Consider the following 21,501-nt stretch of genomic DNA (forward strand, 5'->3'; position numbering starts at 1 on the left):
TATATCATGCTGACAGAAACGCGTTGAACGCGTTTCTACGTAAATTGTATTGTGATACGTCTCAAGCGTATCCGGCAATCGTTATCATTGCGAACCCCAGACCCCTTCGGGTTATAGGGTCAAGCAATGAAGCGCACACGGTGGATGCCTAGGCAGCCAGAGGCGATGAAAGACGTGGTAGCCTGCGATAAGGTTCGGTGAGGTGGCAAACGACCTGTGACCCGGACATCTCTGAATGGGGAAACCCACTCATCACAAGATGAGTATCTTGCGCTGAATACATAGGCGTAAGAGGCGAACCAGGGGAACTGAAACATCTAAGTACCCTGAGGAAAAGAAATCAACCGAGATTCCCCTAGTAGCGGCGAGCGAACGGGGACCAGCCCTTAAGCGTGTGACTGATTAGACGAACAGACTGGGAAGTCTGGCCATAGCGGGTGATAGCCCCGTAGTCGAAAATCTGATCACGTGAAATCGAGTAGGTCGGGGCACGAGAAACCTTGACTGAAGACGGGGGGACCATCCTCCAAGGCTAAATACTCCTGGCTGACCGATAGTGAACCAGTACCGTGAGGGAAAGGCGAAAAGAACCCCGGAGAGGGGAGTGAAATAGATCCTGAAACCGTGTGCGTACAAGCAGTAGGAGCCCACTTGTTGGGTGACTGCGTACCTTTTGTATAATGGGTCAGCGACTTATATTCAGTGGCGAGGTTAACCGTATAGGGGAGCCGTAGGGAAACCGAGTCTTAACTGGGCGACACAGTCGCTGGATATAGACCCGAAACCGAGCGATCTATCCATGAGCAGGGTGAAGGTTGAGTAACATCAACTGGAGGCCCGAACCAGGATCTGTTGAAAAAGATTTGGATGACTTGTGGATCGGAGTGAAAGGCTAATCAAGCTCGGAGATAGCTGGTTCTCCTCGAAAGCTATTTAGGTAGCGCCTCACGTATCACCGCCGGGGGTAGAGCACTGTTTCGGCTAGGGGGTCATCCCGACTTACCAACCCGAGGCAAACTCCGAATACCGGTGAGTGCCAGCGTGGGAGACACACGGCGGGTGCTAACGTCCGTCGTGAAAAGGGAAACAACCCAGACCGTCAGCTAAGGTCCCCAAATCCTGGTTAAGTGGGAAACGATGTGGGAAGGCTCAGACAGCTAGGAGGTTGGCTTAGAAGCAGCCATCCTTTAAAGAAAGCGTAATAGCTCACTAGTCGAGTCGGCCTGCGCGGAAGATGTAACGGGGCTAAACCAGGTACCGAAGCTACGGGTTCATCCTTACGGATGAGCGGTAGAGGAGCGTCGTGTAAGCCGATGAAGGTGTGTTGAGAAGCATGCTGGAGGTATCACGAGTGCGAATGCTGACATGAGTAACGATAAAGGGAGTGAAAAACTCCCTCGCCGGAAGACCAAGGGTTTCTGTTCGACGCTAATCGGAGCAGAGTGAGTCGGCCCCTAAGGCGAGGCCGAAAGGCGTAGTCGATGGGAAACGGGTCAATATTCCCGTACCGGACATGATTGCGATGGGGGGACGGAGAAGGCTAGGTGAGCCAGGCGTTGGTTGTCCTGGTGAAAGTGAGTAGGCTTGGGTCTCAGGTAAATCCGGGACCCTTCAAGGCCGAGACACGAAACGAAGACACTACGGTGTCGAAGTCATTGATGCCACGCTTCCAGGAAAAGCCTCTAAGCTTCAGATCATGTGCGACCGTACCCCAAACCGACACAGGTGGTCAGGGTGAGAATCCCAAGGCGCTTGAGAGAACTCGGGTGAAGGAACTAGGCAAAATGGTGCCGTAACTTCGGGAGAAGGCACGCCGGCGTAGGGTGACGAGACTTGCTCTCCAAGCCCGAACCGGTCGAAGATACCAGGTGGCTGCAACTGTTTAGTAAAAACACAGCACTCTGCTAACGCGCAAGCGGACGTATAGGGTGTGACGCCTGCCCGGTGCCGGAAGGTTAAGTGATGGTGTTAGGATTCGTCCGAAGCTCTTGATCGAAGCCCCGGTAAACGGCGGCCGTAACTATAACGGTCCTAAGGTAGCGAAATTCCTTGTCGGGTAAGTTCCGACCTGCACGAATGGCGTAATGATGGCCACGCTGTCTCCACCCGAGACTCAGTGAAATTGAAATCGCCGTGAAGATGCGGTGTACCCGCGGCTAGACGGAAAGACCCCGTGAACCTTTACTATAGCTTCACACTGGACGCTGATGTTGCCTGTGTAGGATAGCTGGGAGGCTTTGAACCTCGGACGCCAGTTCGAGGGGAGCCAACCTTGAAATACCAGCCTGGCATCATTGGCGTTCTCACTCAGGTCCGTTATCCGGATCGAGGACAGTGTGTGGTGGGTAGTTTGACTGGGGCGGTCTCCTCCCAAAGCGTAACGGAGGAGCACGAAGGTACCCTCAGCACGGTCGGACATCGTGCAATGAGTGCAAGAGCATAAGGGTGCTTGACTGCGAGACAGACACGTCGAGCAGGTGCGAAAGCAGGTTCTAGTGATCCGGTGGTTCTGTATGGAAGGGCCATCGCTCAACGGATAAAAGGTACTCCGGGGATAACAGGCTGATACCGCCCAAGAGTTCACATCGACGGCGGTGTTTGGCACCTCGATGTCGGCTCATCACATCCTGGGGCTGAAGTCGGTCCCAAGGGTATGGCTGTTCGCCATTTAAAGTGGTACGCGAGCTGGGTTTAGAACGTCGTGAGACAGTTCGGTCCCTATCTGCCGTGGGCGTTGGATGTTTGAGAAGAGCTGCTCCTAGTACGAGAGGACCGGAGTGGACGACCCTCTGGTGTTCCGGTTGTCACGCCAGTGGCATTGCCGGGTAGCTATGGTCGGACGGGATAACCGCTGAAAGCATCTAAGCGGGAAGCCCCCTTCAAGATGAGACATCCCTGAGGCCTAGAGCCTCCTGAAGGGCCCAGCGAGACCAGCTGGTGGATAGGCACGGTGTGGAAGCGCTGCAAGGCGTTGAGCTAACGTGTACTAATGGCCCGTGAGGCTTGACCCTATAACACCCAAGGGGTCTGGTCGTAGTGATAACGAAAACCGGATACGCAGCAGCAAGCCAAAGCGCTTGCTGGAAAGAGACGATCACACAACACGTCAATGACGCCCCAGCATGATATGCATTACCTGTTACGCCTGACGACCATAGCGAGCGTGAACCACCTGATCCCATGCCGAACTCAGAAGTGAAACCGCTTAGCGCCGATGGTAGTGTGGGGTCTCCCCATGCGAGAGTAGGTCATCGTCAGGCACTTATCCCGTAGAAAGCCCCGAGCACACTGTGTTCGGGGCTTTTTGCTGTGTGCTGATATTCAAAGACCTTGATATTCAAAAATCTTAGTTACCACTCGATGGGCTCTCCTGCCCAATGCTGGTCGTCAGATCCGCTACCACGGAGGTGATTTTGTCATGCTGCAGCCCCAGCGGTGAGCGGCTGACGGCGATGATGTGGTAAGGCTGAGAGGACGAGAGTAGACGCTGCAAGATGGCGTTGCCAATGCCGCCGTTGGCCCCTGTGACCACTGCATTGAACTGTTTGGGAAGATGAGGCAGCATGACGACTCCAGCGTTAGACTATATTGCCTAATTGAAGCGTCTTGTATAAAGGTTGTCCAGGTATGTTTTAAGCAGAGGCGTTGATTCGCCCAGGTTGAGCGCTATTACGCCCATCAGGCTTGTAGAGGGTTTTTTCAGCGATTTGCCGAATATAATCAAGCATTTCCTGGTTGTGCTTCATGCGCACAGACAGCATTTGTCCGGTGAGGGCGTTCATGCGAGCCACTCGCTCACCTTTTTCCAGCATCTTTTCCCAAACAGGTAAACACTCGGCATCATGGGCTGCCTGGCGAGCACCTAGAGAGCCTTCCGGGTAGCCAAGCTTGTTCTGTACACCACGCCTCAGCACTTCGACACGCTCCAACTCGACCAGCAGCACCTGCTTTTTATGGGCAAGTTCAGCGAGTGCATCGCCATCGATGCTGCCCTTGGTTAGCTCTTCTTGCTCATGTGTCAGCAATCCAATCAAATCGTCAAGGCGCTGGAGTTGGCTGGAAAGAAGGCGAGATAAGCTCATGACCGGGACTATAGTTCTTTCAAGTTTGCAATGAGGCCATCGGCAATGCGATCAGCACGAATTTCCATGCGCCCTTCACGAATGGCATCACGGATTTCCTGCACTTTGGCCATGTCAATGTCTTGGCTACTATCCGCGCTGAACTGACTCAGTTGCGTCGATTCGCGGGCGGAGTTAGCACTGTCCGGTGTCTTGGGGCCGGTGATTTTTTGAGTATCTTCACGCTGCTGTGCTTGGTTGGTGCGCACCAGCGGATTAAGGTTGTCGATTTTCACGTTGTGGGCCTCATCGTCAACGTCTGGGCATCTCGGGCTGTGTAATAACTATCGGCCTGGGCAATGAAGACTTTAGGTGCTGAATCAAAAATCCACCACTAAAATGCCTTGATCAATGACACGTGCCGTCGCGATTTCGCGACTCCCAAAGCGTACTCTGATGATGTCGCCTCGTGCGCCGTTGGCCATGGCTTCTCCTTCACGAGAAACACGAAAACCAGGCCCTTGTGCTATGACCGTGACACGCTGGCCCCGTTCAACCAGATGCGGCGCCTGTAGAAAGTGTGGCTGAAAAGAGCTACCGCTACGAATCGGTCGCTGGGCTACCTTGCCGATGATATCGGCTTGATCTGTCAGCGTTTGTGGTGCCAGATTGCTCAAGTTGCCATCCCTCTGGCTCAGCATGTCAGCAGTGATGAGTGTACCTCGCTCGATGTCGCGTAGCGCGACAACATAGCTACCTACGACGTCGACCTGGGCTTGCATGTACCTGACTTGGCGACCATCGGTGCCACAGCGCACGCCCACCGAAACTCTGCCCACGGGTGGTTGTGCGGTATTGGCTAGAAAAGGGTCCGGCTGAACGCAAGCAGGCAGGTGTGGGGATGGTGGCGTGACGGTGATGACCGCCTCCTGCCCCAGTGCCTGGGTATGCTGATAAAGGAACATATGCACGCTCTCTTCCAACGAGAGGTCACTCGCCTGTGCCCCATGAGGAAGAGCAATGACTATTAATGCTAAGAGTGTTAATAGTTTGCGCATGGCAGCGGCAGAAACGAGAGACAGCGCATGGAGCATGAAGAGGGCCACTCAGTGTGAAAGCTCAGAGTCTACGCAGGCCGGATGCTGCATAGACTCGGCAGTGTAATGCAAAAGTACCCACCGTATCATGGGAAATGCTGGTGGAAACGCTACCTGTTCCATGCTTTAAGATGAAAGCCTCGCCTCTATTATCCATGATCAAGAATTTCCGATTTATTTTTGCCTCACGGCGAGCGAGGGTCGGCATGATTGATCAGCTTGAATCTGCCTTTAATTTTCACCAGCAGGCGCTGGGCCTGCGCCAAGCACGTCACCAAGTGCTAGCCGCTAACATTGCCAATGCGGATACGCCCAACTATAAGGCGCGCGACATTGACTTTGCTAGTGAGCTGAAAAAAGCCGTTGAAGGCGGACAGTCTCAACAGCAGCCAAATGGCGGCTTGGCGTTAGTGCGCACCTCCGAACAGCACTTGGCAGGAGAAGGCCCCGCATGGCGTGGTGCTGGAAACACCGAGCTGCTCTATCGTGTTCCTGATCAGCCGAGCCTGGATGGTAACACCGTTGACATGGACCGTGAGCGAACCCAGTTCGCGGATAACGCTGTGCGCTACCAGGCGGCGCTCACCATGATGAACCGTCGTATTCAGGGCCTGAAAAATGCGATGCAACCTGAATAACCTAGTAATAGGAGAAAAATAAGCGATGTCGATGTTTTCAGCGTTCGAGATTGCCGGTTCCGCCATGAGCGCCCAAGCCCAGCGGATGAACGTCACGGCCAGCAACATGGCGAATGCCGATAGCGTGGCAGGGCCCGATGGTGAAACCTACCGCGCAAAGCAGGTGATGTTTGAAACCCAGGCACAGTCTAACCGCTACGGTGTCGGCGGCGTCCGGGTTACTGAGGTTGTGGAAAACGATTCACCGCTGCGCATGGAGTATATGCCGAACCACCCAGCGGCTGATGAAGATGGCTACGTTGCTAAGCCGAATGTTGAGCCGGTCCATGAGATGGTCAATATGATTTCGGCATCGCGCTCCTATCAGGCGAACGTCGAGGTCTTCAATACCACCAAGCAAATGATGATTCAAACACTGTCGCTGGGTGAGGGCTGATCATGAATATTGATACCAGTGTCATTAACGCGGTTAATGGCGGCGGCTCAAGCGGCATGCCTGCCAGACAGTCCCAGGAATTGCGTGAAAGCTTCCTGACCCTATTGATTACTCAGTTGCAAAATCAGGATCCACTCAATCCCATGGACAATGCTGAGATGACCTCTCAGTTGGCACAAATCAATACCGTCAGCGGTATCGAAGAACTGAATACGACGCTGAACGGTATTACCCAGCAAATGGACGCTGCGCAGACGTTGCAAGCGGCAGGATTGATCGACAAGGCCGTTCTGGTGCCTGGTAACAACGTCATGGTGAGCTCCGATGCTGAAAACGGCACGTATGCCACGCCCTTTGGTATCGAACTCAGTGCTCCCGCTGAAAAAGTAGAAGTGACGGTGACCAGTCAGTCGGGTGAAGTCGTCTACACCAATAATCTGGGACGAGTAGCCGCGGGCGTCGAGTCGTTTAGTTGGGGAGGTACTACCAACGCTGGCGAAGCTGTTCCAGCCGGTGCTTATCGCGTCAACTTCAGGGCCACCAATGCCGATGGAGAGCTGCTGGAAGCCAAGCCACTCAACTATGCCTTGGTACAAGGAGTATCTCCTGGTGCTGGGGGCCGTGATGTTCGGCTTGATCTAGGCGCTATTTATGGCCAGGTCACGCTCGACCAGATCAAACAAATTCTTTGATGACTCGCTAGCCGTCACTATTTTCAGGGGAATATCATGAGTTTCACTCAAGCACTTAGCGGCTTAAATGCTCAGCAAGAAAAATTGGGCGTCGTTGGTAACAATATTGCCAACTCGCAAACAGTGGGTTTCAAGAATTCGAATGTCCAGTTTGCCGATGTCTTCGCTAACTCCCGGGTGGGGTTGGGCGTTCGTACTTCGGCAGTTTTGCAGGATTTTAGCCAGGGTAACATCGAGTCCACCACGCGTAACCTGGACCTGGCCATTGCCGGTGAAGGCTTTTTCCGCTTTCAGCAAACCAATGGTGAAATAGCCTACTCACGCAATGGGCAGTTGACCATGACCGCAGATGGTCGATTGATCAATGCGCAGGGCGCCCAAATCATGGGCTATCCAGCCGATGCCGATGGTAACGTGCAAGAGGGCGGCAACGTCATTCCTCTGCAAATTCCGCCGGGCGACCTGCAAGCCAATGCCACATCAGAGCTGTCGTTATCGCTTAACCTCAACTCTGGTCAGCCTGTCATCGATGCGGCGTTCAACCCGAATAACGCCAATACCTATAACTACTCTACGAATGCCACGGTATTCGATTCGCAGGGTAATGCACGTAACCTGACGCTGTACTTTACCAAAACCGCACCCAATGAATGGGATGTCAACGGCCGCCTGTCCGGCGGGCCGGCAGGGGCTGACACCTACGATATTGACTTGGGCAGCCTGTCATTTACTCAGAACGGCACGCTTGCACAGGACAATGCCAATAATGCCGTGTTCGCCAATGGTGAGTTTGGTGCGGGGAACCCATTGGCTGAACTCGATATCGACCTGTCCTTCGAGGGGACAACGCAGTTCGCGAGTGACTCAACGGTCAATGACACCATTCAGGACGGCTATTCATCGGGTGCTTTGGTAGGCATTACCATCGAAGAAGATGGCACGGTGATGCGCAACTATTCAAATGAGCAGTCACGCGCATCTGGCCAGGTGACTCTTGTGACGTTCCGTAATCCTGAAGGGCTGCGCCCCGATGGAGATAACCTGTGGGCTGCTACGGCATCCTCGGGCCAAGAGCTTCTGGGAGCGCCCGGTGCTGGCCTGAGAGGGCTGATCCAGCCCAATGCCATTGAAACGTCGAACGTGGATATGGCAAGAGAGCTGGTTGACATGATCGTAGCGCAGCGTGCCTATCAAGCGAACTCGCAAACCATCAGCACCCAGGACGAGCTCCTGCAGACCATTATTAACCTCTAATAGTGGCGTCATCGCGCTAAGGAGCACGCTGTGGATCGTATGCTTTACACCGCCATGAGTGGCGCAAAACACACCATGGACCAGCAGGCAGTGGTCAGCAACAACCTGTCTAACGTTTCCACGGCAGGGTTTCGCGCCCAGCTGCAGGCGGTACGCTCAGTGCCCGTGCAAGGCGATGGCGTGTTGCCGACCCGTGTGTCGGCCGTCACCACGACGCCGGGAACCGACTTCTCGCAAGGCCCCATCGAGCGTACCGGCCGAATGTTGGATGTCGCCATGCAAGGCAATGCCTGGATGGCGGTGTTGGCGGAGGATGGCACCGAGACGTATACCCGGCGCGGCGACCTGCAGTTGGATAGTGATGGCGTGCTGCTAAGCGTTGGCCGCCCAGTGATGGGGGATGCGGGCCCCATTGCGGTGCCTCAAGGCGCGCAGATCTCCTTTGGCGCCGATGGGACCATCAGTGCTATTCCCCAGGGCGAAGGGCCTGAGGCGATGGTCGACGTTGGCCGTATCAAGCTGGTCACGCCAGACCAGCAGGCGTTGGTGCGTGGAGACGATGGCTTGTTCAGAGTGCCACCCAATGAGGGTGGTGAGCCCGGTGCGCTACCAGCAGACGAGAATGCACGTCTGGTGAGTGGTGCACTGGAAGGAAGCAATGTCAGTGCCGTCGATGCCATGGTTTCCATGATCGACGTGGCGCGTCGTTATGACATGCAAATGAAAATGCTGAGCACAGCCGATGAAAATGCTCAACGTGCCAACAGTATCCTATCGATTCAAGGCTAACTGCAGCCACTCAGCCAAGGGAACAATGTCATGATCAAGTCTTTGTGGACTGCCAAAACCGGGTTGGAGTCGCAGCAAACCAAGCTCGACGTTATCTCCAACAACCTGGCGAACGTCAGCACCAACGGTTTCAAGCGCTCTCGTCCGGTGTTTGAAGATTTGCTGTATCAAAACATGCGCCAACCCGGTGCGCAGAACAACATTCAGGACCGACTGCCCTCGGGCATGCAGATAGGGACCGGTGTGCGTGCTGTTGCCACAGAGCGCTTGCACACACAGGGTGGCCTTGAAGAGACCGGCAATTCTCGTGACCTGGCCATCAATGGAGAGGGCTTTTTCCAGGTGTTATTGCCCGATGGCACCATTGGCTATACTCGCGACGGTAACTTTCAGTTGAATGAAAATGGTCAGATGGTCACGGCGAATGGTTACCCCCTCGAACCCGCCATCTTTATCCCTGCCAATGCACTGGCAATCACGATTGGTGAAGACGGGACCGTGAGCGTTCGTCAGCCGGGTATTGCTCAGGATGCAGACATCGGCCAGATCAACGTCGCTTCGTTCATCAACCCGGCGGGTCTGGAAAGCATCGGTGGCAACCTGTATCTGGAAACCGGTGCGTCAGGTGCGCCCAACCAGAATGTACCGGGTAACAATGGCGCTGGCCGTCTGTTCCAGGGGTATGTCGAAACGTCTAACGTCAATGTCGTTGAAGAGATGGTCAATATGATTCAGACGCAGCGCGCGTATGAAATCAATAGCCGCGCCATTTCCACCAGCGATGAGATGTTGGCGCGCTTGAGCCAGCTCTAATGCTGCCGATTCGTAGAGCATAGAGATAGGGTCGCGTTATGTTAGAACTTCATGGCAGTTTGCGCCGTTTGGCGCTCGTTGGAATGGCCGTGTTCATTCTGATGGCGGCAGGGTGTGCGCAGGTACCACGCGCCTCGGTAGTCGGCGAGCAAGAGCAGATCACTATCATCGACCGTCCGCCACCTGTTCCTAATGGCTCTATTTATCAGGCGCGTCGCGGCTATCAGCCGCTTTTTGAAGATCGTCGGCCGCGCACGATAGGAGACATTCTGACCATTGTGCTGGATGAAGAAGTCAGTGCTAGTAAGAATTCTCAGTCCAATGCCAACCGCTCGGGCAGTGCAAGTCTTAACCTGGCCCAGCTACCCGACGTGTTGGATGCGCTGGCGGAGTACGGTTTCGATATCGGAGGTGCCAGTGACTTTGCAGGCGGTGGCGGCTCACAAGCCAACAATACGTTTACCGGTACGATTACCGTGTCCGTGTTGGAAGTCATGAATAACGGGAACCTGCGCGTGCGCGGTGAAAAGCAGATTGCGATCAATCAGGGCACCGAGTTCATTCGTTTCTCCGGTGTCGTGAATCCCCGCACGATTACCGCGCAAAACACCGTGCCGTCGACTCAAGTCGCCGATGCGCGTATCGAGTACGTGGGCGATGGCTATATCAACGAAGCGCAGCACATGGGGTGGCTGCAGCGCTTTTTCCTGAATGTGTCGCCGTTCTAGGCGTGTCAACAAGCTCGACAACAGAGACCTGGTGAAATGGCTATGCAGTGGAAGATGTATCAACGGATTCAAGCAACCGCGCGCTTCGCGACTCTGTTGGCTCTCTGTTTTGTGATGCTGCCAGCACACGCCGAGCGGGTGCGCGAGCTAGCGAGCTTTGCTGGCGTTCGCGACAACCAGCTGGTGGGGTATGGCCTGGTCGTAGGCTTGGATGGCAGCGGTGACCAGACCACGCAAGCACCTTTCACCAGCCAGAGCTTGACGAACATGCTTTCCCAGCTAGGTGTCACCGTGCCTCCGGGTACCAACCTGCAGCTGCGTAATGTCGCGGCCGTCATGGTGACCGCCGACTTGCCGCCGTTCTCCAGGCCTGGCCAACGACTCGATGTCGTGGTGTCGTCCATCGCCAATGCCAGCAGCTTACGTGGCGGTACGCTGTTGATGACGCCTTTGAAAGGTGCCGATGGCGATACCTATGCCATTGCTCAGGGCAATATGCTGGTGGGTGGTGCCGGCGCTCAGGCGGGTGGCAGTAGCGTACAGATCAATCAGCAATCTTCTGGCCGGATCCCCAATGGTGCTCTGGTCGAGCGTGAAGTGCCGCTCAACCTGGGTGGCAATGGTGGCGCGCTGGAACTGCAGCTCAACGACGCTGATTTTGGCACCGTGCAACGCATGGTCTCGGCGATCAACAGCGAGTTTGGACGTTCAGTGGCATATGCCAGAAATGGCCGGGTGATTGCGCTGGATGGCCCCATGGACGCCAACGAGCGGGTCAACTTCATGGCGCGTGTCGAAAATGTGCAAGTGACACCTACGGAAGCACCTGCCCGCGTGGTCCTGAATGCGCGGACCGGCTCTGTGGTGATGAACAGTGCGGTGACTCTGCGTCGTGCTGCGGTCGCCCATGGCAACCTCTCCATCATGATCGATACCCAGTTTGGGGTAAGCCAGCCCAATCCACTGGGCCAGGGTGAAACGGTGGTCGTGCCCGATGCGGATATCAACATCGAGCAGCAGGAGGCGTATTTGCAGATCGTCGAAGGCGCGCAGCTCAATGAAGTGGTCAATGCGCTGAATGCTCTCGGGGCGACACCACAAGACTTGATGTCGATTCTCGAGGCGCTCAAGGCCTCTGGCTCATTACGCGCCGAGCTGGAGATCATTTGATGAGCATGGGAGACATGACGAGCCAATTCGCATTGGACATGAATGGCTTTCAGCGCCTTCAGCATAACGCTCGGGTCGACCCCGAGGCGGGTGTGCAAGGTGCTGCCCAGCAGTTTGAAGCGCTGTTCATTCAAATGATGGTCAAAAGCATGCGCGATGCCACGCCAACGTCAGGCCTGATGAACAGCCGTGACATGAGTTTTTATCAGTCGATGATGGATCAGCAGTGGTCGCAGGTCATGGCGTCTCGCGGCATTGGGCTGGCGGATGCCTTGATCGACCAGTTGCAGCGTCAAGGTGCCATTGGCCAAGCGTCGGATGCCGACCAGGAACTTCAAGCACTGATCGCCGGCATACCTCGTGGGACACCCAGAGTGCTGGATAATCCGCTTCAGCCACCAGAAGCATGGCGTGATGACAACACCGGCAATGGTCGTTTCTATCACGAGCTGGATATCGTTCGTCAGCGCGAGTCTCGTCAGGTCGAGAGCCAGGCCGCCACCCCGCGAGCGGCTCATCCGCATGAACACGTCGAGCGTTTCATGAACACGCTGGCGATGCCTGCGAAAGCGGCGAGTGCGGCCACGGGTGTCCCTGCTGAGTTGATTCTTGCCCAGGCGGCGCTGGAAACCGGTTGGGGAAGGCATGAGATAGCCACCCAGCAAGGGCATAACAGCTACAACGTATTTGGTATCAAAGCCGGTAGCCATTGGCAGGGCAAGACCACCGACATCGTGACCCATGAGTACGTGAACGGTCGACGCACACAGGTCGTCGATGCTTTTCGTGTCTATGACTCGTTCGAGCATGCGTTTACCGATTATGCCCGGTTGATTGGCAATAACCCTCGGTATGCGGGTGTCGTGCAGGCAGGCTCACCAGAGCAGGCCGCACATGCACTTCAGCGCGGTGGGTATGCGACCGACCCACGTTATGCCGAGAAGTTGATCGCGGTGATGAACACCATGGGCCCCCTCGGCACACCCAGCAACTTGTTGGCGGATGCTCGCTAGCATGGCGGGGTATTCAAGTTTTTCTGCGCATTGCCGATAATCAGATATCGGCCTAAGGAATTGAACCATGAGCATGTTTTCGATCGGCTTGAGCGGCCTGAATGCTGCGCAGAATGCCTTGAATACGACCAGTAACAATATCAGTAACGTATATACACCGAGCTATAACCGCGAACTCACCATTCTGGGTGAGGGGAGGACTAGCGGTGGCGTACGTGTCAACGATATCGAGCGTCAGTTCAATACCTACGTAGCCAATCAGCTCAATAACGCCAAGACTCAGTCCAGCGCACTGTCTACCTATTACAACCAAGTGTCCCAGATTGACAACTTGCTTGCTGATCGAGATGCAGGCCTCTCGCCGTTGATGCAGACCTTTTTCTCGTCTCTGGAGGATCTGGCCAGTTCTCCCTCAGACCCTGCCGCTCGTCAGGGCGTGCTGGGTACGGCGAATACCTTGAGTGCTCAGTTCCGTTCTTTCGATGGTTATTTGCAGGACATGCAGAGCAACATCAATAACCAGATCAAGGACGAAATTACCCAAGTCAACAATACGGTTGAACAAATAGCGGGACTCAATCGTGAAATTGCCCTTGCGCGAGCAAGAACGGGGGAGGCCCCCAACAGTTTGCTGAACCAGCGTGATTACCTGGTTTCCGAGCTGAACGAACGTATGGATCTGCGCCTGAATGTGCAAGATGGTAAAACCTACAGCATCAGTCTGCCGAACGGGCAGCCATTGGTGACAGGTACGAACGCATTCAAGCTGGAGCCGATGCAGGCCGATTATGACCCCCAGCGTACCATCGTGGGATACCGAGACGGTGGTGGTAATCTGGTGGCGTTGAATGAAAGTACCATCACTGGAGGCGCCCTGGGAGGGTTGATGACCTTCCGGTCTGAAACACTGGACAAGACACAAAGCCAAGTAGGCCAGCTTGCCGTATCACTGTCCGTGGCTTTCAACGAACAGCATCGGCAAGGGGTAGATCTCGAGGGCGTCGCTGGAGAAGATTTCTTCAATGTACGCGCTCCCCAAGCCTACAGCTATCCAGACAACAGTGCCGTGACCATCGATGCCATTGCGTTCGATGCGGACACCATAGATCAACTACGTGCCACGGATTATACCGTCAGTTTCGAGGGAGGGGCGCCGTCGGTCATCCGCAAGGACAGTGGCGCAACCGTGGATATTGGCAGTGGTTGGGATGCGGCTAACAGTACGCTGACGTTTGGCGGTATTTCCATCTCGTTCAGCAATGTGCCTGCCAATGGTGACCAATTCGAGATCCAGCCAGTGCGCCGCGCGGCCAACGGTATGGAGGTCAATATCAATGACCTCGACAAGATCGCCGCTGGTCAGCCAGTCAACCCTGATGATGATCCTGCTGACTGGGTAGCCGCTGGTGCCGGAGACAACCGCAACGCACTGGCACTGCAGAATCTCCAGAGCTTGAATATCGTGGGCGGCAATGCATCCGTGAGTGGTGCTTACGGCGCCATGGTCAGCGATGTGGGTAACCGGACCAATATCACGCAAGTCAATCTCGATGCTCGGCAAGGGCTGACGGATCAATTACGTGCCGTACAGCAATCAGAGTCCGGTGTGAACCTGGATGAAGAAGCGGCCAACCTGATTCGCTTCCAGCAGTTCTATCAGGCCAACGCGCGCGTGATCGATACGGCCGGTACGATCATGGACACCATTTTGAACTTGCGGAATTAACAAGAGGCTTAGGCGATGCGTGTTAGTACGGTCACCATGTTCGAGCAGAGTACGGCTTCTATCAACCGTCAGCAGAACGAGTTCCTGAAAACGAGCCAGCAAATTGCCAGTGGCCGGCGTGTAGTCAATCCATCTGATGACCCGCAGGCCGCATCACGTGCCGTTGGAGTAGACCAGTCGAAGGCAATGACTCAACAGTATGCTGATGCTCGTGTGTCGGCGCGAAATGCGTTGTCGCAGACGGAAAGCATTCTAAACAGTATCAGCGATGCCGTTATAAGCGCCAAAACATTATTGGTTCAAGCATCCAGTGACACGCTAAGTGATGTTGACCGTGAATCGATTGCCAGTGAGCTAAAAGGGATCTACGAAACCTTGATAGGTCAGGCAAATGCAACGGATGGCAACGGTCGCTATATTTTTGGCGGCTACAAGGATAACGCTCCGCCATTTGTGAAGTCGGCTGATGGCAGCGTCGAGTATGTCGGCGACAGCAATGGCCGTGAGCAACGTGTTGATGCTTCGCGGCTAATGCCGGTCACCGAGAATGGTGTGACCATTTTTCAGCAAGTTCCCAGTGGTGCAGGCTACATAGCTGAAGCCAACGTGGCGAACCAGGGTAGCGTTGTGATCAGCGGCCCGCAGGTAGTGAATGTCAACGACCCTGATTACGGAGCTAGTTTCCGTGTCAGGTTCGAGGGAGATGCTGACGCTCCCACGTATACTCTGGAGCGCTTCGATGGCTCGGGCTGGGAAGAGGTTGTTGGCCAAACGGACCAGCCCTACGATCCCGATGGTCAGCAGTTGAGCTTTGGTGGTGTCAATATCACGCTGCGCGGGGCCTCAGAAGCAGGCGATGAAATTCTTATCGCACGTTCCGGCAGCGAACAACGGCCTGCGGACTTGTTCCGCACCATGGAAGCGGCGATCCGAGTGTTGGAGACGCCAGCAGAAAGTGGCAGTCAAAAAGCCATGCTTCGCAATACGCTGAACACTTCCATGCGCGACCTGGACAATGCGCTGGATAATGTATTGACGGTACGCGCTTCTGCTGGCGCAAGGCTCAATGAACTGGATGTCATCGATGCGGTGGGCAGCAACCGGATGCTCAACTATGAACAAACGCTATCTGATCTTGTAGACCTTGATTATGCCGCGGCGATCTCCGAATACAGCCTGCGACAGATAGGCTTGCAGGCAGCGCAGCGTGCGTTCGTCGATGTCAAGGGAATGTCGCTGTTCGATTACATGTGACACATGTCTTGTCACGTTGATAAACGCCCAGCCACTCCTCTAGTGGCTGGGCGTTAGTTTATGGGGGCCATGGCTTCGATCAGCCCTTGAGTAAACATGATACCTTGGCTGAACAGCTGTTGAAGAAAGCTGCCAAGATCGGTCATCAAGACCATCAGCAGCGTCAGGCCCACCAGGATGGACGTGGGGAAGCCGATATTGAACACCGTCAGCTGTGGTGCCGAACGGTTCAGGATGCCCAACGACAAGCTAATAATGAGCAGGGGGCCTGCTAGTGGCAAGGCTAGCAGCATGCCGGAAGCAAAGATGGTGCCTGCATAGCGGGCAAGCAGCTCAAAAGCGCCAGGGTTTAGTGTCCCGATACCGATGGGCAGCGTGACAAAGCTCATGATCAGCGCTTCCAGCACCATCAGGTGGCCATTGAAGGCCAAAAACATCAACAGTGTCACCATATAGAGAATACGCGACAACACCATGATGTTGGTGCCGCTGGAGGGGTCAAAGAAACTGGCAAAGGCCAACCCCATCTGCAAACCGATGAACTCGCCCGCCGCCTGCACCACGGCAAATATGATATGCATGACCAAGCCAATGGCCAGCCCTATCAACATCTGCTCGATGATGATGCCGACGCCTGCCCATGACATGAGCGCTACATCCGGCATCGGGGGGAGTAAAGGGGCTATCACGATGGCAATGACGGCAGCGAGTGCCACCTTGACCTGGTTAGGCACGCTGGAGTGGCCCCACAGTGGGGAGGCGGTCATGAAGGCCGTAATGCGCACGAAGGGCCAGAAAAACGCGACCAGCCAGCCTTGTAGCTGAGCAAAGGTGACCTCGACCACGGCCTACATCACCATCGCGGGAATATTACTGAACAGGCGATGTGTAAAATCGGTAATCAAGCCAATGAGCCAGGGGCCTGCCACGACCAGTACGGTGAACACGGCAAGAATTTTAGGAATGAAGGTCAGCGTCATCTCGTTGATCTGCGTGGCAGCCTGAAAAAGACTGATCAGCAGGCCGACGAGGAGCGCTGCCAGCAACATTGGGCCCGCCAGGAATAACATTACCCGCATTCCTTGGTAGGCAAGGCTCATCACCATCTCTGGCGTCATGCTCGTTCTCCTTACCGTCCCGCGGTGCTAAATCATGTAGAAGCTTTCTGCCAGTGAACCGATGATCAGTTGCCAACCATCCACCAGCACGAACAGCATGAGCTTGAAGGGTAGTGAAATCGTGACTGGGGGAACCATCATCATCCCCAGCGACATGAGCATACTGGCAACCACCAGATCAATGATCAAGAAGGGAATGAAGATCGTAAAACCGATCTGAAATGCGGTTTTCAGTTCGCTGGTCACGAAGGCGGGTAGCAAGACGCGCATGGGAAGCTCTTCGGGGCCTTGCAAGGGGCCTATGTCAGCCAAGCGTACGAACAGAGCCAGGTCAGGTTCCCGCGTTTGTGCCAGCATGAATTCTCTGAACGGAATTTGGGCCTGAAGCAAGAACTCTTCGAAATTGATGGCTTCCTGTGTCAAGGGCACCCAGGCCGTGTCGTATACCTGGCTGATGACCGGTGACATGACAAAAAAAGTCAGGAACAGGGCAATGCCCAGCAATACCTGATTCGGAGGCGTGGCCTGGGTGCCCATGGCCGTTCTCAACAGGCTCAGCACGATGATGATGCGCGTGAAGCTGGTCATCATCAATAGCATGGCCGGTAGAAATGCCAGCGAACTCAGGAAGAGCAGCGTTTGCAGCGACAGAGACCACTGTTGGCCTCCATCATCTGTCGGCTGGGAAACCAGGCCTGGCAACTGCTGTGCCTCCACGCCAGGGGAGAGCAAAGACAGCAGGCAGCCCATCAAAAGCAGGCTGAACAGCCACCCGCGTGGTGCTATGGAGCGAAACAAAGGCAGAGCATGGGTCATGGCTTGGGCTGAGAGTCGGTGGAGTGCTGAGCGCCGGAGCGCTTGAGACGATGGTTGGCCAAGGCGCTGCTGAAGCGTTGTGAAAAAGGAGAGGGCGAACTCTCGGCTATGGGGGCCGCGCGGTCTTCAGGAGCAGGCCGCTCGTGGAGCATGGATACTTTTCCACCGCTGACGGCGAGCACGAGCCAGGTATCCTCTATCTCGACGACCACCACCCGTTCTCGGCTCCCAATGGCGGTGCTACCCACCACGCGCAGATGGGCACCATGATCATAACGGTGCTGCTGCCAGCGTTTGAGCAGCGCAGTGCACACCAGAATGATTGCCACCACCAGTGCCAGCGCTGCAGCGGTTTTTCCAAGGACCGCCATGCCGATCAGGGCATCACCGCCGCTTAACGCATCCACGGAAGTCGAAGTCGTCGCGACACTCATCGATTTAGTTTATGAATACGCTCTGACGGCGTAATGATTTCGGTAATACGGATGCCGTACTTATCCTCGATGACGACCACTTCGCCCTGCGCAATCAGATACCCGTTGATCAAAATATCCATCGGCTCACCTGCCAAACCTTCCAGCTCGATGACCGAGCCTTGGGCGAGCTCCAGCAATTGTTTGATCGTCAGCTTGGTACGGCCTAGCTCGACGGTGAGTTTGACGGGGATGTCCATGATCATTTCCAGATCACGGGTCCCGCCACTGCTGGGTTCACCGCTCAGAGGGCGGAAGACATCGTCACTGGCAGGTTTTGCCTGGGGGGCTTCGGGGGCAGGCTCTTCCGTGGCCTCCGGTTGCTCGGCAGCTTCTTGTTCCGCCATCGCGGCAGCCCAGGGGTCGTCATCGTCACTGGCGGCATCGGCGCTGGACGATGACTCATCTTGTGCAGACATGGCTTCCGCCCAATCGTCATCAGAGACTTTTTGATCGGGTTTATTAGGGTCAGTCATGCTTTGGGTTCCTTGGCTTTCTGTCGCGTTGAACCTTTGATAAAGTCCTTGGACGATACGTTATTCATGGCCGCATGGTCGATCATGCGCAGCACGCGCAAAGCGCGCTGCTGTCGCTGGCTGCCGTATTCACACTCCATCACAGGTACGCCATCGACCCGTGCTGTAATCGTAGAGGGGATGTCCAAAGGCAGTACATCGCCTTTTTTCAAACCCATCACGTGAGCAATACGGCTGGGGATCTGAGCGAACTCTGCAATGAGTTCGACTTCAGATTGGCGCAGTTCGCTGGCCATGCGCCGTGACCAGGTGCTATCGCTGTCGTGGTTACTGTCATTGATCGGGTTGACCAGCAGGTCCCTGAGCGGCTCGATCATGGCGTAGGGCATGCAAATCTGGAAACTGCTCGACAAATTGCCTACTTCGATATTGAACTTGGTATTGACGACGATCTCGTTAGGCGAATTGGTAATATTGGCAAACTTGGACTGTACTTCCGAGCGCAGAAAATGCACATCCAGCGGGTAGACGACCTTCCACGCTTCTTGATAAGCATCTATGGCCAGATTCAACAACCGCTGAATGATGCGCTGCTCGGTATTGGTAAATTCACGGCCATCCGACTTCGTGACGAAACGCCCGTCGCCGCCAAACAGGTTGTCCACCACCATGAAGACCAGGTTGGGAGGGAAAACCACCAGCGCAGAACCTCGCAGTGGCTTCATCGACACGATGTTCAGGTTGGTAGGTACCGGAACGTTACGCGAGAAGTCGCTGAAGCTTTGATAGCGCACCGATTCGACCGTGATATCCGAACTGCGGCGGATCAGGTTGAAGAGCCCATTGCGGAAATAGCGAGCAAAGCGTTCGTTGATGAAGTCCAGTGCGTGCAAACGCTCCCTGATGACCCGGTGCTGGGTCGACGGGTCATAGGGGCGTATACGCGTTTCATCCTGTGCGTGAGATGACGTAGCCGCTGGCTCGTCATCACCGCTGACGCCTTTCAACAGGGCATCGATTTCTTCCTGGGACAGTAGATCGTCCTGCGACATGAACGGCTCCAGTACCCGGGATTATTGAACGATGAATTCGGTGAACAGCACTTCCCTGAGATCCAGGGGGGGCTGGTTCTCGGTCAAGGGCACAGACAAACGGCTGATGATGTCCTGAGCAAGCGCTTCTTTGCCTTCAGTAGAGGTCAGCTCACTCGCTTGCTTGCCAGACAGCAGGATCAGCAGCCGGCTGCGTACTTGCGGCATGTGCTCTTCGATGATGGCTTTGCTCTGTTCGTTGCCTACCCGCAGTGTGATGCCGGTATAGAGCAGGCGCGAGCCGAAGCGATCATCGGCCAGGTTGACCGTGAAAGGTTCGATACGTGTGAAGACGGGGGGCGTCGGGGCTAGCGTTTGCTGTTGGGTTTCACCCTCAGCTCCGCCTCGCTGGTCAAGGACGAGATAGATCGCCGCCGCTGCTCCCGCGGAGGAGAGCAGTACCAGTATGATCATTACCAGAAGCAGTTTTTTAGATCCGCCGCTTGATTCAGCCATTGTGATTCCCATGGTATTCATGCATGACACTTATCCGGCATTATGCCTAACGAGTGTGATGATGAAGAAACGAACAGGCGTATTGGAATAGCCTATCTCTTGGTTTAGCGGGCTGACACTTTCGTCGGCCCGTCTTGCGTACTATTCATCTAGTGCGCTGGTCAGGCATAGAGGTCAACGCGGCCATCCAGAGTGGTGGTCACGGTGCGCTCGGTATCGATCTCGATATCAGCCTCTTGAGCTCCGTTGCCGTGCTGTGTGCCTGCGTCCGAGTTCTGCTGCGCAAACGCTTGTTGCTGAGTGCTTTGCTCGCCAACGGAGGTGTCGGTCAGCATGATTCCCTGCTCTGCCAATATGTCACGTAGCTGCGGGATAGCATGTTCGATGACTTGCCGGACTTGCGCATGAGCCGATAGGAAATGTGCCTGCGCGCCATGTTCCGTCATCTTCAATGAGATGGAGAGCGGACCGAGCTCGGCTGGATGAAGGTTCATCTTCACCTGCTGTTCACCCCCAAGCTGGGTGATATGGACCAACTGTTGACCCAACTGGGACGGCCAGGCGGGGCTGGAGACTGGCGTGCCCAGGCTGGCCTGGATGGGGGGAGAAGACGGCATGGGGCCAGATGACGTTGCGCTATTGGGCAGTATGAAAGAGGTCTCTGCGGGCGCCGACTTCAGGGCGCTCTCTGGTACGGCCAGCGTCTGCATGAAGCTGGTGGCCGTATCAGGGGTGGCGCGCAACAGGCCGTTGGCAGTATCGCCCAAGGGACTGGGAGGCGTGGCAGCTTGCCAGGTCAACGTCGGGACACTGGAGGGCGCTGCCAAGGCTCTGGAATCGTCGGCGGCGGCAACGTTCGGTGCCATGGACGGGGTAGCCATGACGCTCAATGACTGGAGCAGCGGCATGACTTCATGCTCTTCTAGCGACAGTTGACTGGCAACCGAGCGTATGGCCGCCTCGGCGGCAGAAGACATCGGTGTCGTAGAAGTATCTTGCTGATACGAACTCATCAGGGCCAGGCGTTGGGCAATCTCTTGCAGCTCGTCCTGGGAGGTGGCAGGTAGCAGCTCCGGTGCGGGGAGATCCGCCTCGGACAATGAAACCGATGCCTGCTCACTGCCGAGGTAACTCATCAGTTCGTGGAGGGTTTCTGTATCCAGCCGAATGCCCAGTGCCTCCAAGGCACTGGCAAAGGACTCAAGAGACAGGTCGTCAGCAGAGGTCGTGGAATGTGCTGTCGAATAGCCCTCATTGACCGAGCGATGCTGCCCATTGGCTGCATGCTGTAGCGCCTGTCGGAAAAAACCATTGGCGAACGTGTCACCCGAGGGCTTCGCTGCACTGGTTGCCGTGCTGGCATGGCCCTGATTCACGGAAAGTAACATTTCGATATTCAT

23 protein-coding genes and 2 rRNA genes are annotated in these 21,501 nt (G+C 55.4%); 13 read left to right on the forward strand and 12 right to left on the reverse strand.

What is annotated here, in order from left to right; translation table 11 throughout:
* Positions 1 to 117: 117 nt before the first annotated feature.
* Both RVM26_RS16370 and rrf read left to right on the forward strand, forming a co-directional pair.
* Positions 118 to 3,011: ribosomal RNA gene (locus tag RVM26_RS16370) — 23S ribosomal RNA — on the forward strand.
* Positions 3,012 to 3,144: 133 nt separating this feature from the next.
* Positions 3,145 to 3,260 (forward strand): 5S ribosomal RNA (rrf, locus tag RVM26_RS16375).
* Positions 3,261 to 3,346: 86 nt separating this feature from the next.
* Here the strand turns inward: rrf and RVM26_RS16380 are convergent.
* The 4 genes from RVM26_RS16380 to flgA all read right to left on the reverse strand — a co-directional run bounded on the left by RVM26_RS16380 (position 3,347) and on the right by flgA (position 5,155).
* Entirely contained in the window at positions 3,347 to 3,565 is a 219-nt protein-coding gene (locus RVM26_RS16380; RefSeq protein ID WP_287807786.1) for a hypothetical protein, read from the reverse strand.
* 67 nt (positions 3,566 to 3,632) lie between these two features.
* Positions 3,633 to 4,082, reverse strand: coding sequence for a flagella synthesis protein FlgN (locus RVM26_RS16385; RefSeq protein ID WP_189462933.1), 450 nt, complete (start codon positions 4,080 to 4,082; stop codon positions 3,633 to 3,635).
* Between the two features lie 8 nt (positions 4,083 to 4,090).
* Positions 4,091 to 4,357 (reverse strand): flagellar biosynthesis anti-sigma factor FlgM, encoded by a 267-nt coding sequence (gene flgM / locus RVM26_RS16390; RefSeq protein ID WP_096921695.1) that lies wholly within the window; start codon positions 4,355 to 4,357, stop codon positions 4,091 to 4,093.
* Between the two features lie 84 nt (positions 4,358 to 4,441).
* Positions 4,442 to 5,155 carry a flagellar basal body P-ring formation chaperone FlgA gene (flgA, locus tag RVM26_RS16395; protein ID WP_498939711.1) on the reverse strand — a complete coding sequence of 238 codons (714 nt, stop codon included), beginning with the start codon at positions 5,153 to 5,155 and terminating at the stop codon, positions 4,442 to 4,444.
* Between the two features lie 209 nt (positions 5,156 to 5,364).
* Between flgA and flgB the strand changes: the two genes are divergently transcribed.
* The 11 genes from flgB to flgL all read left to right on the forward strand — a co-directional run bounded on the left by flgB (position 5,365) and on the right by flgL (position 15,671).
* Positions 5,365 to 5,796 carry a flagellar basal body rod protein FlgB gene (flgB, locus tag RVM26_RS16400; protein WP_287807846.1) on the forward strand — a complete coding sequence of 144 codons (432 nt, stop codon included), beginning with the start codon at positions 5,365 to 5,367 and terminating at the stop codon, positions 5,794 to 5,796.
* 25 nt (positions 5,797 to 5,821) lie between these two features.
* Complete coding sequence (flgC, locus tag RVM26_RS16405; RefSeq protein WP_287807795.1) at positions 5,822 to 6,232, forward strand: flagellar basal body rod protein FlgC; 411 nt, start codon at positions 5,822 to 5,824, stop codon at positions 6,230 to 6,232.
* 2 nt (positions 6,233 to 6,234) lie between these two features.
* Positions 6,235 to 6,924, forward strand: coding sequence for a flagellar hook assembly protein FlgD (locus tag RVM26_RS16410; protein ID WP_039180897.1), 690 nt, complete (start codon positions 6,235 to 6,237; stop codon positions 6,922 to 6,924).
* Positions 6,925 to 6,960: 36 nt separating this feature from the next.
* On the forward strand, positions 6,961 to 8,178 hold the full coding sequence (gene flgE, locus RVM26_RS16415) for a flagellar hook protein FlgE (protein ID WP_039180896.1): 1,218 nt from the start codon (positions 6,961 to 6,963) through the stop codon (positions 8,176 to 8,178).
* Between the two features lie 30 nt (positions 8,179 to 8,208).
* The gene (gene flgF / locus RVM26_RS16420) at positions 8,209 to 8,967 is read left to right on the forward strand and encodes a flagellar basal-body rod protein FlgF (protein ID WP_287807799.1); all 759 of its coding nucleotides are present in this window, start codon (positions 8,209 to 8,211) and stop codon (positions 8,965 to 8,967) included.
* Between the two features lie 30 nt (positions 8,968 to 8,997).
* A complete protein-coding gene (gene flgG, locus RVM26_RS16425) occupies positions 8,998 to 9,780 on the forward strand; it encodes a flagellar basal-body rod protein FlgG (protein WP_287807802.1) in 783 nt (260 codons plus the stop codon).
* A 38-nt stretch (positions 9,781 to 9,818) separates the two neighbouring features.
* Complete coding sequence (locus RVM26_RS16430) at positions 9,819 to 10,508, forward strand: flagellar basal body L-ring protein FlgH (protein ID WP_287807804.1); 690 nt, start codon at positions 9,819 to 9,821, stop codon at positions 10,506 to 10,508.
* Positions 10,509 to 10,622: 114 nt separating this feature from the next.
* Complete coding sequence (locus RVM26_RS16435; protein ID WP_498941791.1) at positions 10,623 to 11,678, forward strand: flagellar basal body P-ring protein FlgI; 1,056 nt, start codon at positions 10,623 to 10,625, stop codon at positions 11,676 to 11,678.
* Positions 11,678 to 12,691 carry a flagellar assembly peptidoglycan hydrolase FlgJ gene (gene flgJ, locus RVM26_RS16440; protein WP_498939715.1) on the forward strand — a complete coding sequence of 338 codons (1,014 nt, stop codon included), beginning with the start codon at positions 11,678 to 11,680 and terminating at the stop codon, positions 12,689 to 12,691. The genes RVM26_RS16435 and flgJ overlap by 1 nt, the downstream gene beginning before the upstream one ends.
* Before the next feature lie 67 nt (positions 12,692 to 12,758).
* Complete coding sequence (gene flgK / locus RVM26_RS16445; RefSeq protein WP_498939717.1) at positions 12,759 to 14,417, forward strand: flagellar hook-associated protein FlgK; 1,659 nt, start codon at positions 12,759 to 12,761, stop codon at positions 14,415 to 14,417.
* 15 nt (positions 14,418 to 14,432) lie between these two features.
* Positions 14,433 to 15,671: a flagellar hook-associated protein FlgL gene (gene flgL, locus RVM26_RS16450; protein ID WP_498939719.1), complete on the forward strand. Its 1,239-nt coding sequence runs from the start codon at positions 14,433 to 14,435 to the stop codon at positions 15,669 to 15,671.
* A gap of 53 nt (positions 15,672 to 15,724) precedes the next feature.
* On the opposite strand, the gene fliR is transcribed toward flgL, so the two are convergent.
* From fliR to RVM26_RS16490, 8 genes are all read right to left on the reverse strand, one after another.
* Positions 15,725 to 16,516 carry a flagellar biosynthetic protein FliR gene (gene fliR / locus RVM26_RS16455; RefSeq protein ID WP_498939720.1) on the reverse strand — a complete coding sequence of 264 codons (792 nt, stop codon included), beginning with the start codon at positions 16,514 to 16,516 and terminating at the stop codon, positions 15,725 to 15,727.
* Between the two features lie 3 nt (positions 16,517 to 16,519).
* Entirely contained in the window at positions 16,520 to 16,789 is a 270-nt protein-coding gene (gene fliQ, locus RVM26_RS16460) for a flagellar biosynthesis protein FliQ (RefSeq protein WP_287807814.1), read from the reverse strand.
* 27 nt (positions 16,790 to 16,816) lie between these two features.
* Positions 16,817 to 17,539: a flagellar type III secretion system pore protein FliP gene (gene fliP / locus RVM26_RS16465; protein WP_498941793.1), complete on the reverse strand. Its 723-nt coding sequence runs from the start codon at positions 17,537 to 17,539 to the stop codon at positions 16,817 to 16,819.
* Between the two features lie 62 nt (positions 17,540 to 17,601).
* On the reverse strand, positions 17,602 to 18,039 hold the full coding sequence (gene fliO / locus RVM26_RS16470) for a FliO/MopB family protein (RefSeq protein ID WP_498939723.1): 438 nt from the start codon (positions 18,037 to 18,039) through the stop codon (positions 17,602 to 17,604).
* Entirely contained in the window at positions 18,036 to 18,554 is a 519-nt protein-coding gene (gene fliN / locus RVM26_RS16475; RefSeq protein ID WP_287807819.1) for a flagellar motor switch protein FliN, read from the reverse strand. The genes fliO and fliN overlap by 4 nt, the downstream gene beginning before the upstream one ends.
* On the reverse strand, positions 18,551 to 19,606 hold the full coding sequence (gene fliM, locus RVM26_RS16480) for a flagellar motor switch protein FliM (RefSeq protein WP_498939724.1): 1,056 nt from the start codon (positions 19,604 to 19,606) through the stop codon (positions 18,551 to 18,553). Before fliM ends, fliN begins: the two co-directional genes overlap by 4 nt.
* Before the next feature lie 21 nt (positions 19,607 to 19,627).
* Positions 19,628 to 20,101, reverse strand: a complete 474-nt coding sequence (fliL, locus tag RVM26_RS16485) for a flagellar basal body-associated protein FliL (protein WP_039180856.1) — start codon at positions 20,099 to 20,101, stop codon at positions 19,628 to 19,630.
* 161 nt (positions 20,102 to 20,262) lie between these two features.
* Entirely contained in the window at positions 20,263 to 21,501 is a 1,239-nt protein-coding gene (locus tag RVM26_RS16490; RefSeq protein ID WP_498939726.1) for a flagellar hook-length control protein FliK, read from the reverse strand.

This window comes from Halomonas sp. KM072 (genome assembly GCF_050710315.1).
GTDB lineage: Bacteria > Pseudomonadota > Gammaproteobacteria > Pseudomonadales > Halomonadaceae > Vreelandella > Vreelandella hamiltonii.

Excerpts from the sequence above, each read along its gene's own strand:
- RVM26_RS16385 (WP_189462933.1), bottom strand. The coding sequence starts at position 4,082 with ATGAGCTTATCTCGCCTTCTTTCCAGCCAACTCCAGCGCCTTGACGAT.
- RVM26_RS16490 (WP_498939726.1), bottom strand. The coding sequence starts at position 21,501 with ATGAATATCGAAATGTTACTTTCCGTGAATCAGGGCCATGCCAGCACG.
- flgE (WP_039180896.1), top strand. The coding sequence starts at position 6,961 with ATGAGTTTCACTCAAGCACTTAGCGGCTTAAATGCTCAGCAAGAAAAA.
- RVM26_RS16430 (WP_287807804.1), top strand. The coding sequence starts at position 9,819 with ATGTTAGAACTTCATGGCAGTTTGCGCCGTTTGGCGCTCGTTGGAATG.
- fliL (WP_039180856.1), bottom strand. The coding sequence starts at position 20,101 with ATGGCTGAATCAAGCGGCGGATCTAAAAAACTGCTTCTGGTAATGATC.
- flgA (WP_498939711.1), bottom strand. The coding sequence starts at position 5,155 with ATGCTCCATGCGCTGTCTCTCGTTTCTGCCGCTGCCATGCGCAAACTA.
- fliQ (WP_287807814.1), bottom strand. The coding sequence starts at position 16,789 with ATGACGCCAGAGATGGTGATGAGCCTTGCCTACCAAGGAATGCGGGTA.
- fliO (WP_498939723.1), bottom strand. The coding sequence starts at position 18,039 with ATGAGTGTCGCGACGACTTCGACTTCCGTGGATGCGTTAAGCGGCGGT.
- flgK (WP_498939717.1), top strand. The coding sequence starts at position 12,759 with ATGAGCATGTTTTCGATCGGCTTGAGCGGCCTGAATGCTGCGCAGAAT.
- RVM26_RS16380 (WP_287807786.1), bottom strand. The coding sequence starts at position 3,565 with ATGCTGCCTCATCTTCCCAAACAGTTCAATGCAGTGGTCACAGGGGCC.
- flgL (WP_498939719.1), top strand. The coding sequence starts at position 14,433 with ATGCGTGTTAGTACGGTCACCATGTTCGAGCAGAGTACGGCTTCTATC.
- flgB (WP_287807846.1), top strand. The coding sequence starts at position 5,365 with ATGATTGATCAGCTTGAATCTGCCTTTAATTTTCACCAGCAGGCGCTG.
- fliP (WP_498941793.1), bottom strand. The coding sequence starts at position 17,539 with ATGGGCTGCCTGCTGTCTTTGCTCTCCCCTGGCGTGGAGGCACAGCAG.
- flgJ (WP_498939715.1), top strand. The coding sequence starts at position 11,678 with ATGAGCATGGGAGACATGACGAGCCAATTCGCATTGGACATGAATGGC.
- RVM26_RS16435 (WP_498941791.1), top strand. The coding sequence starts at position 10,623 with ATGCTGCCAGCACACGCCGAGCGGGTGCGCGAGCTAGCGAGCTTTGCT.
- fliM (WP_498939724.1), bottom strand. The coding sequence starts at position 19,606 with ATGTCGCAGGACGATCTACTGTCCCAGGAAGAAATCGATGCCCTGTTG.
- flgG (WP_287807802.1), top strand. The coding sequence starts at position 8,998 with ATGATCAAGTCTTTGTGGACTGCCAAAACCGGGTTGGAGTCGCAGCAA.
- RVM26_RS16410 (WP_039180897.1), top strand. The coding sequence starts at position 6,235 with ATGAATATTGATACCAGTGTCATTAACGCGGTTAATGGCGGCGGCTCA.
- flgC (WP_287807795.1), top strand. The coding sequence starts at position 5,822 with ATGTCGATGTTTTCAGCGTTCGAGATTGCCGGTTCCGCCATGAGCGCC.
- fliN (WP_287807819.1), bottom strand. The coding sequence starts at position 18,554 with ATGACTGACCCTAATAAACCCGATCAAAAAGTCTCTGATGACGATTGG.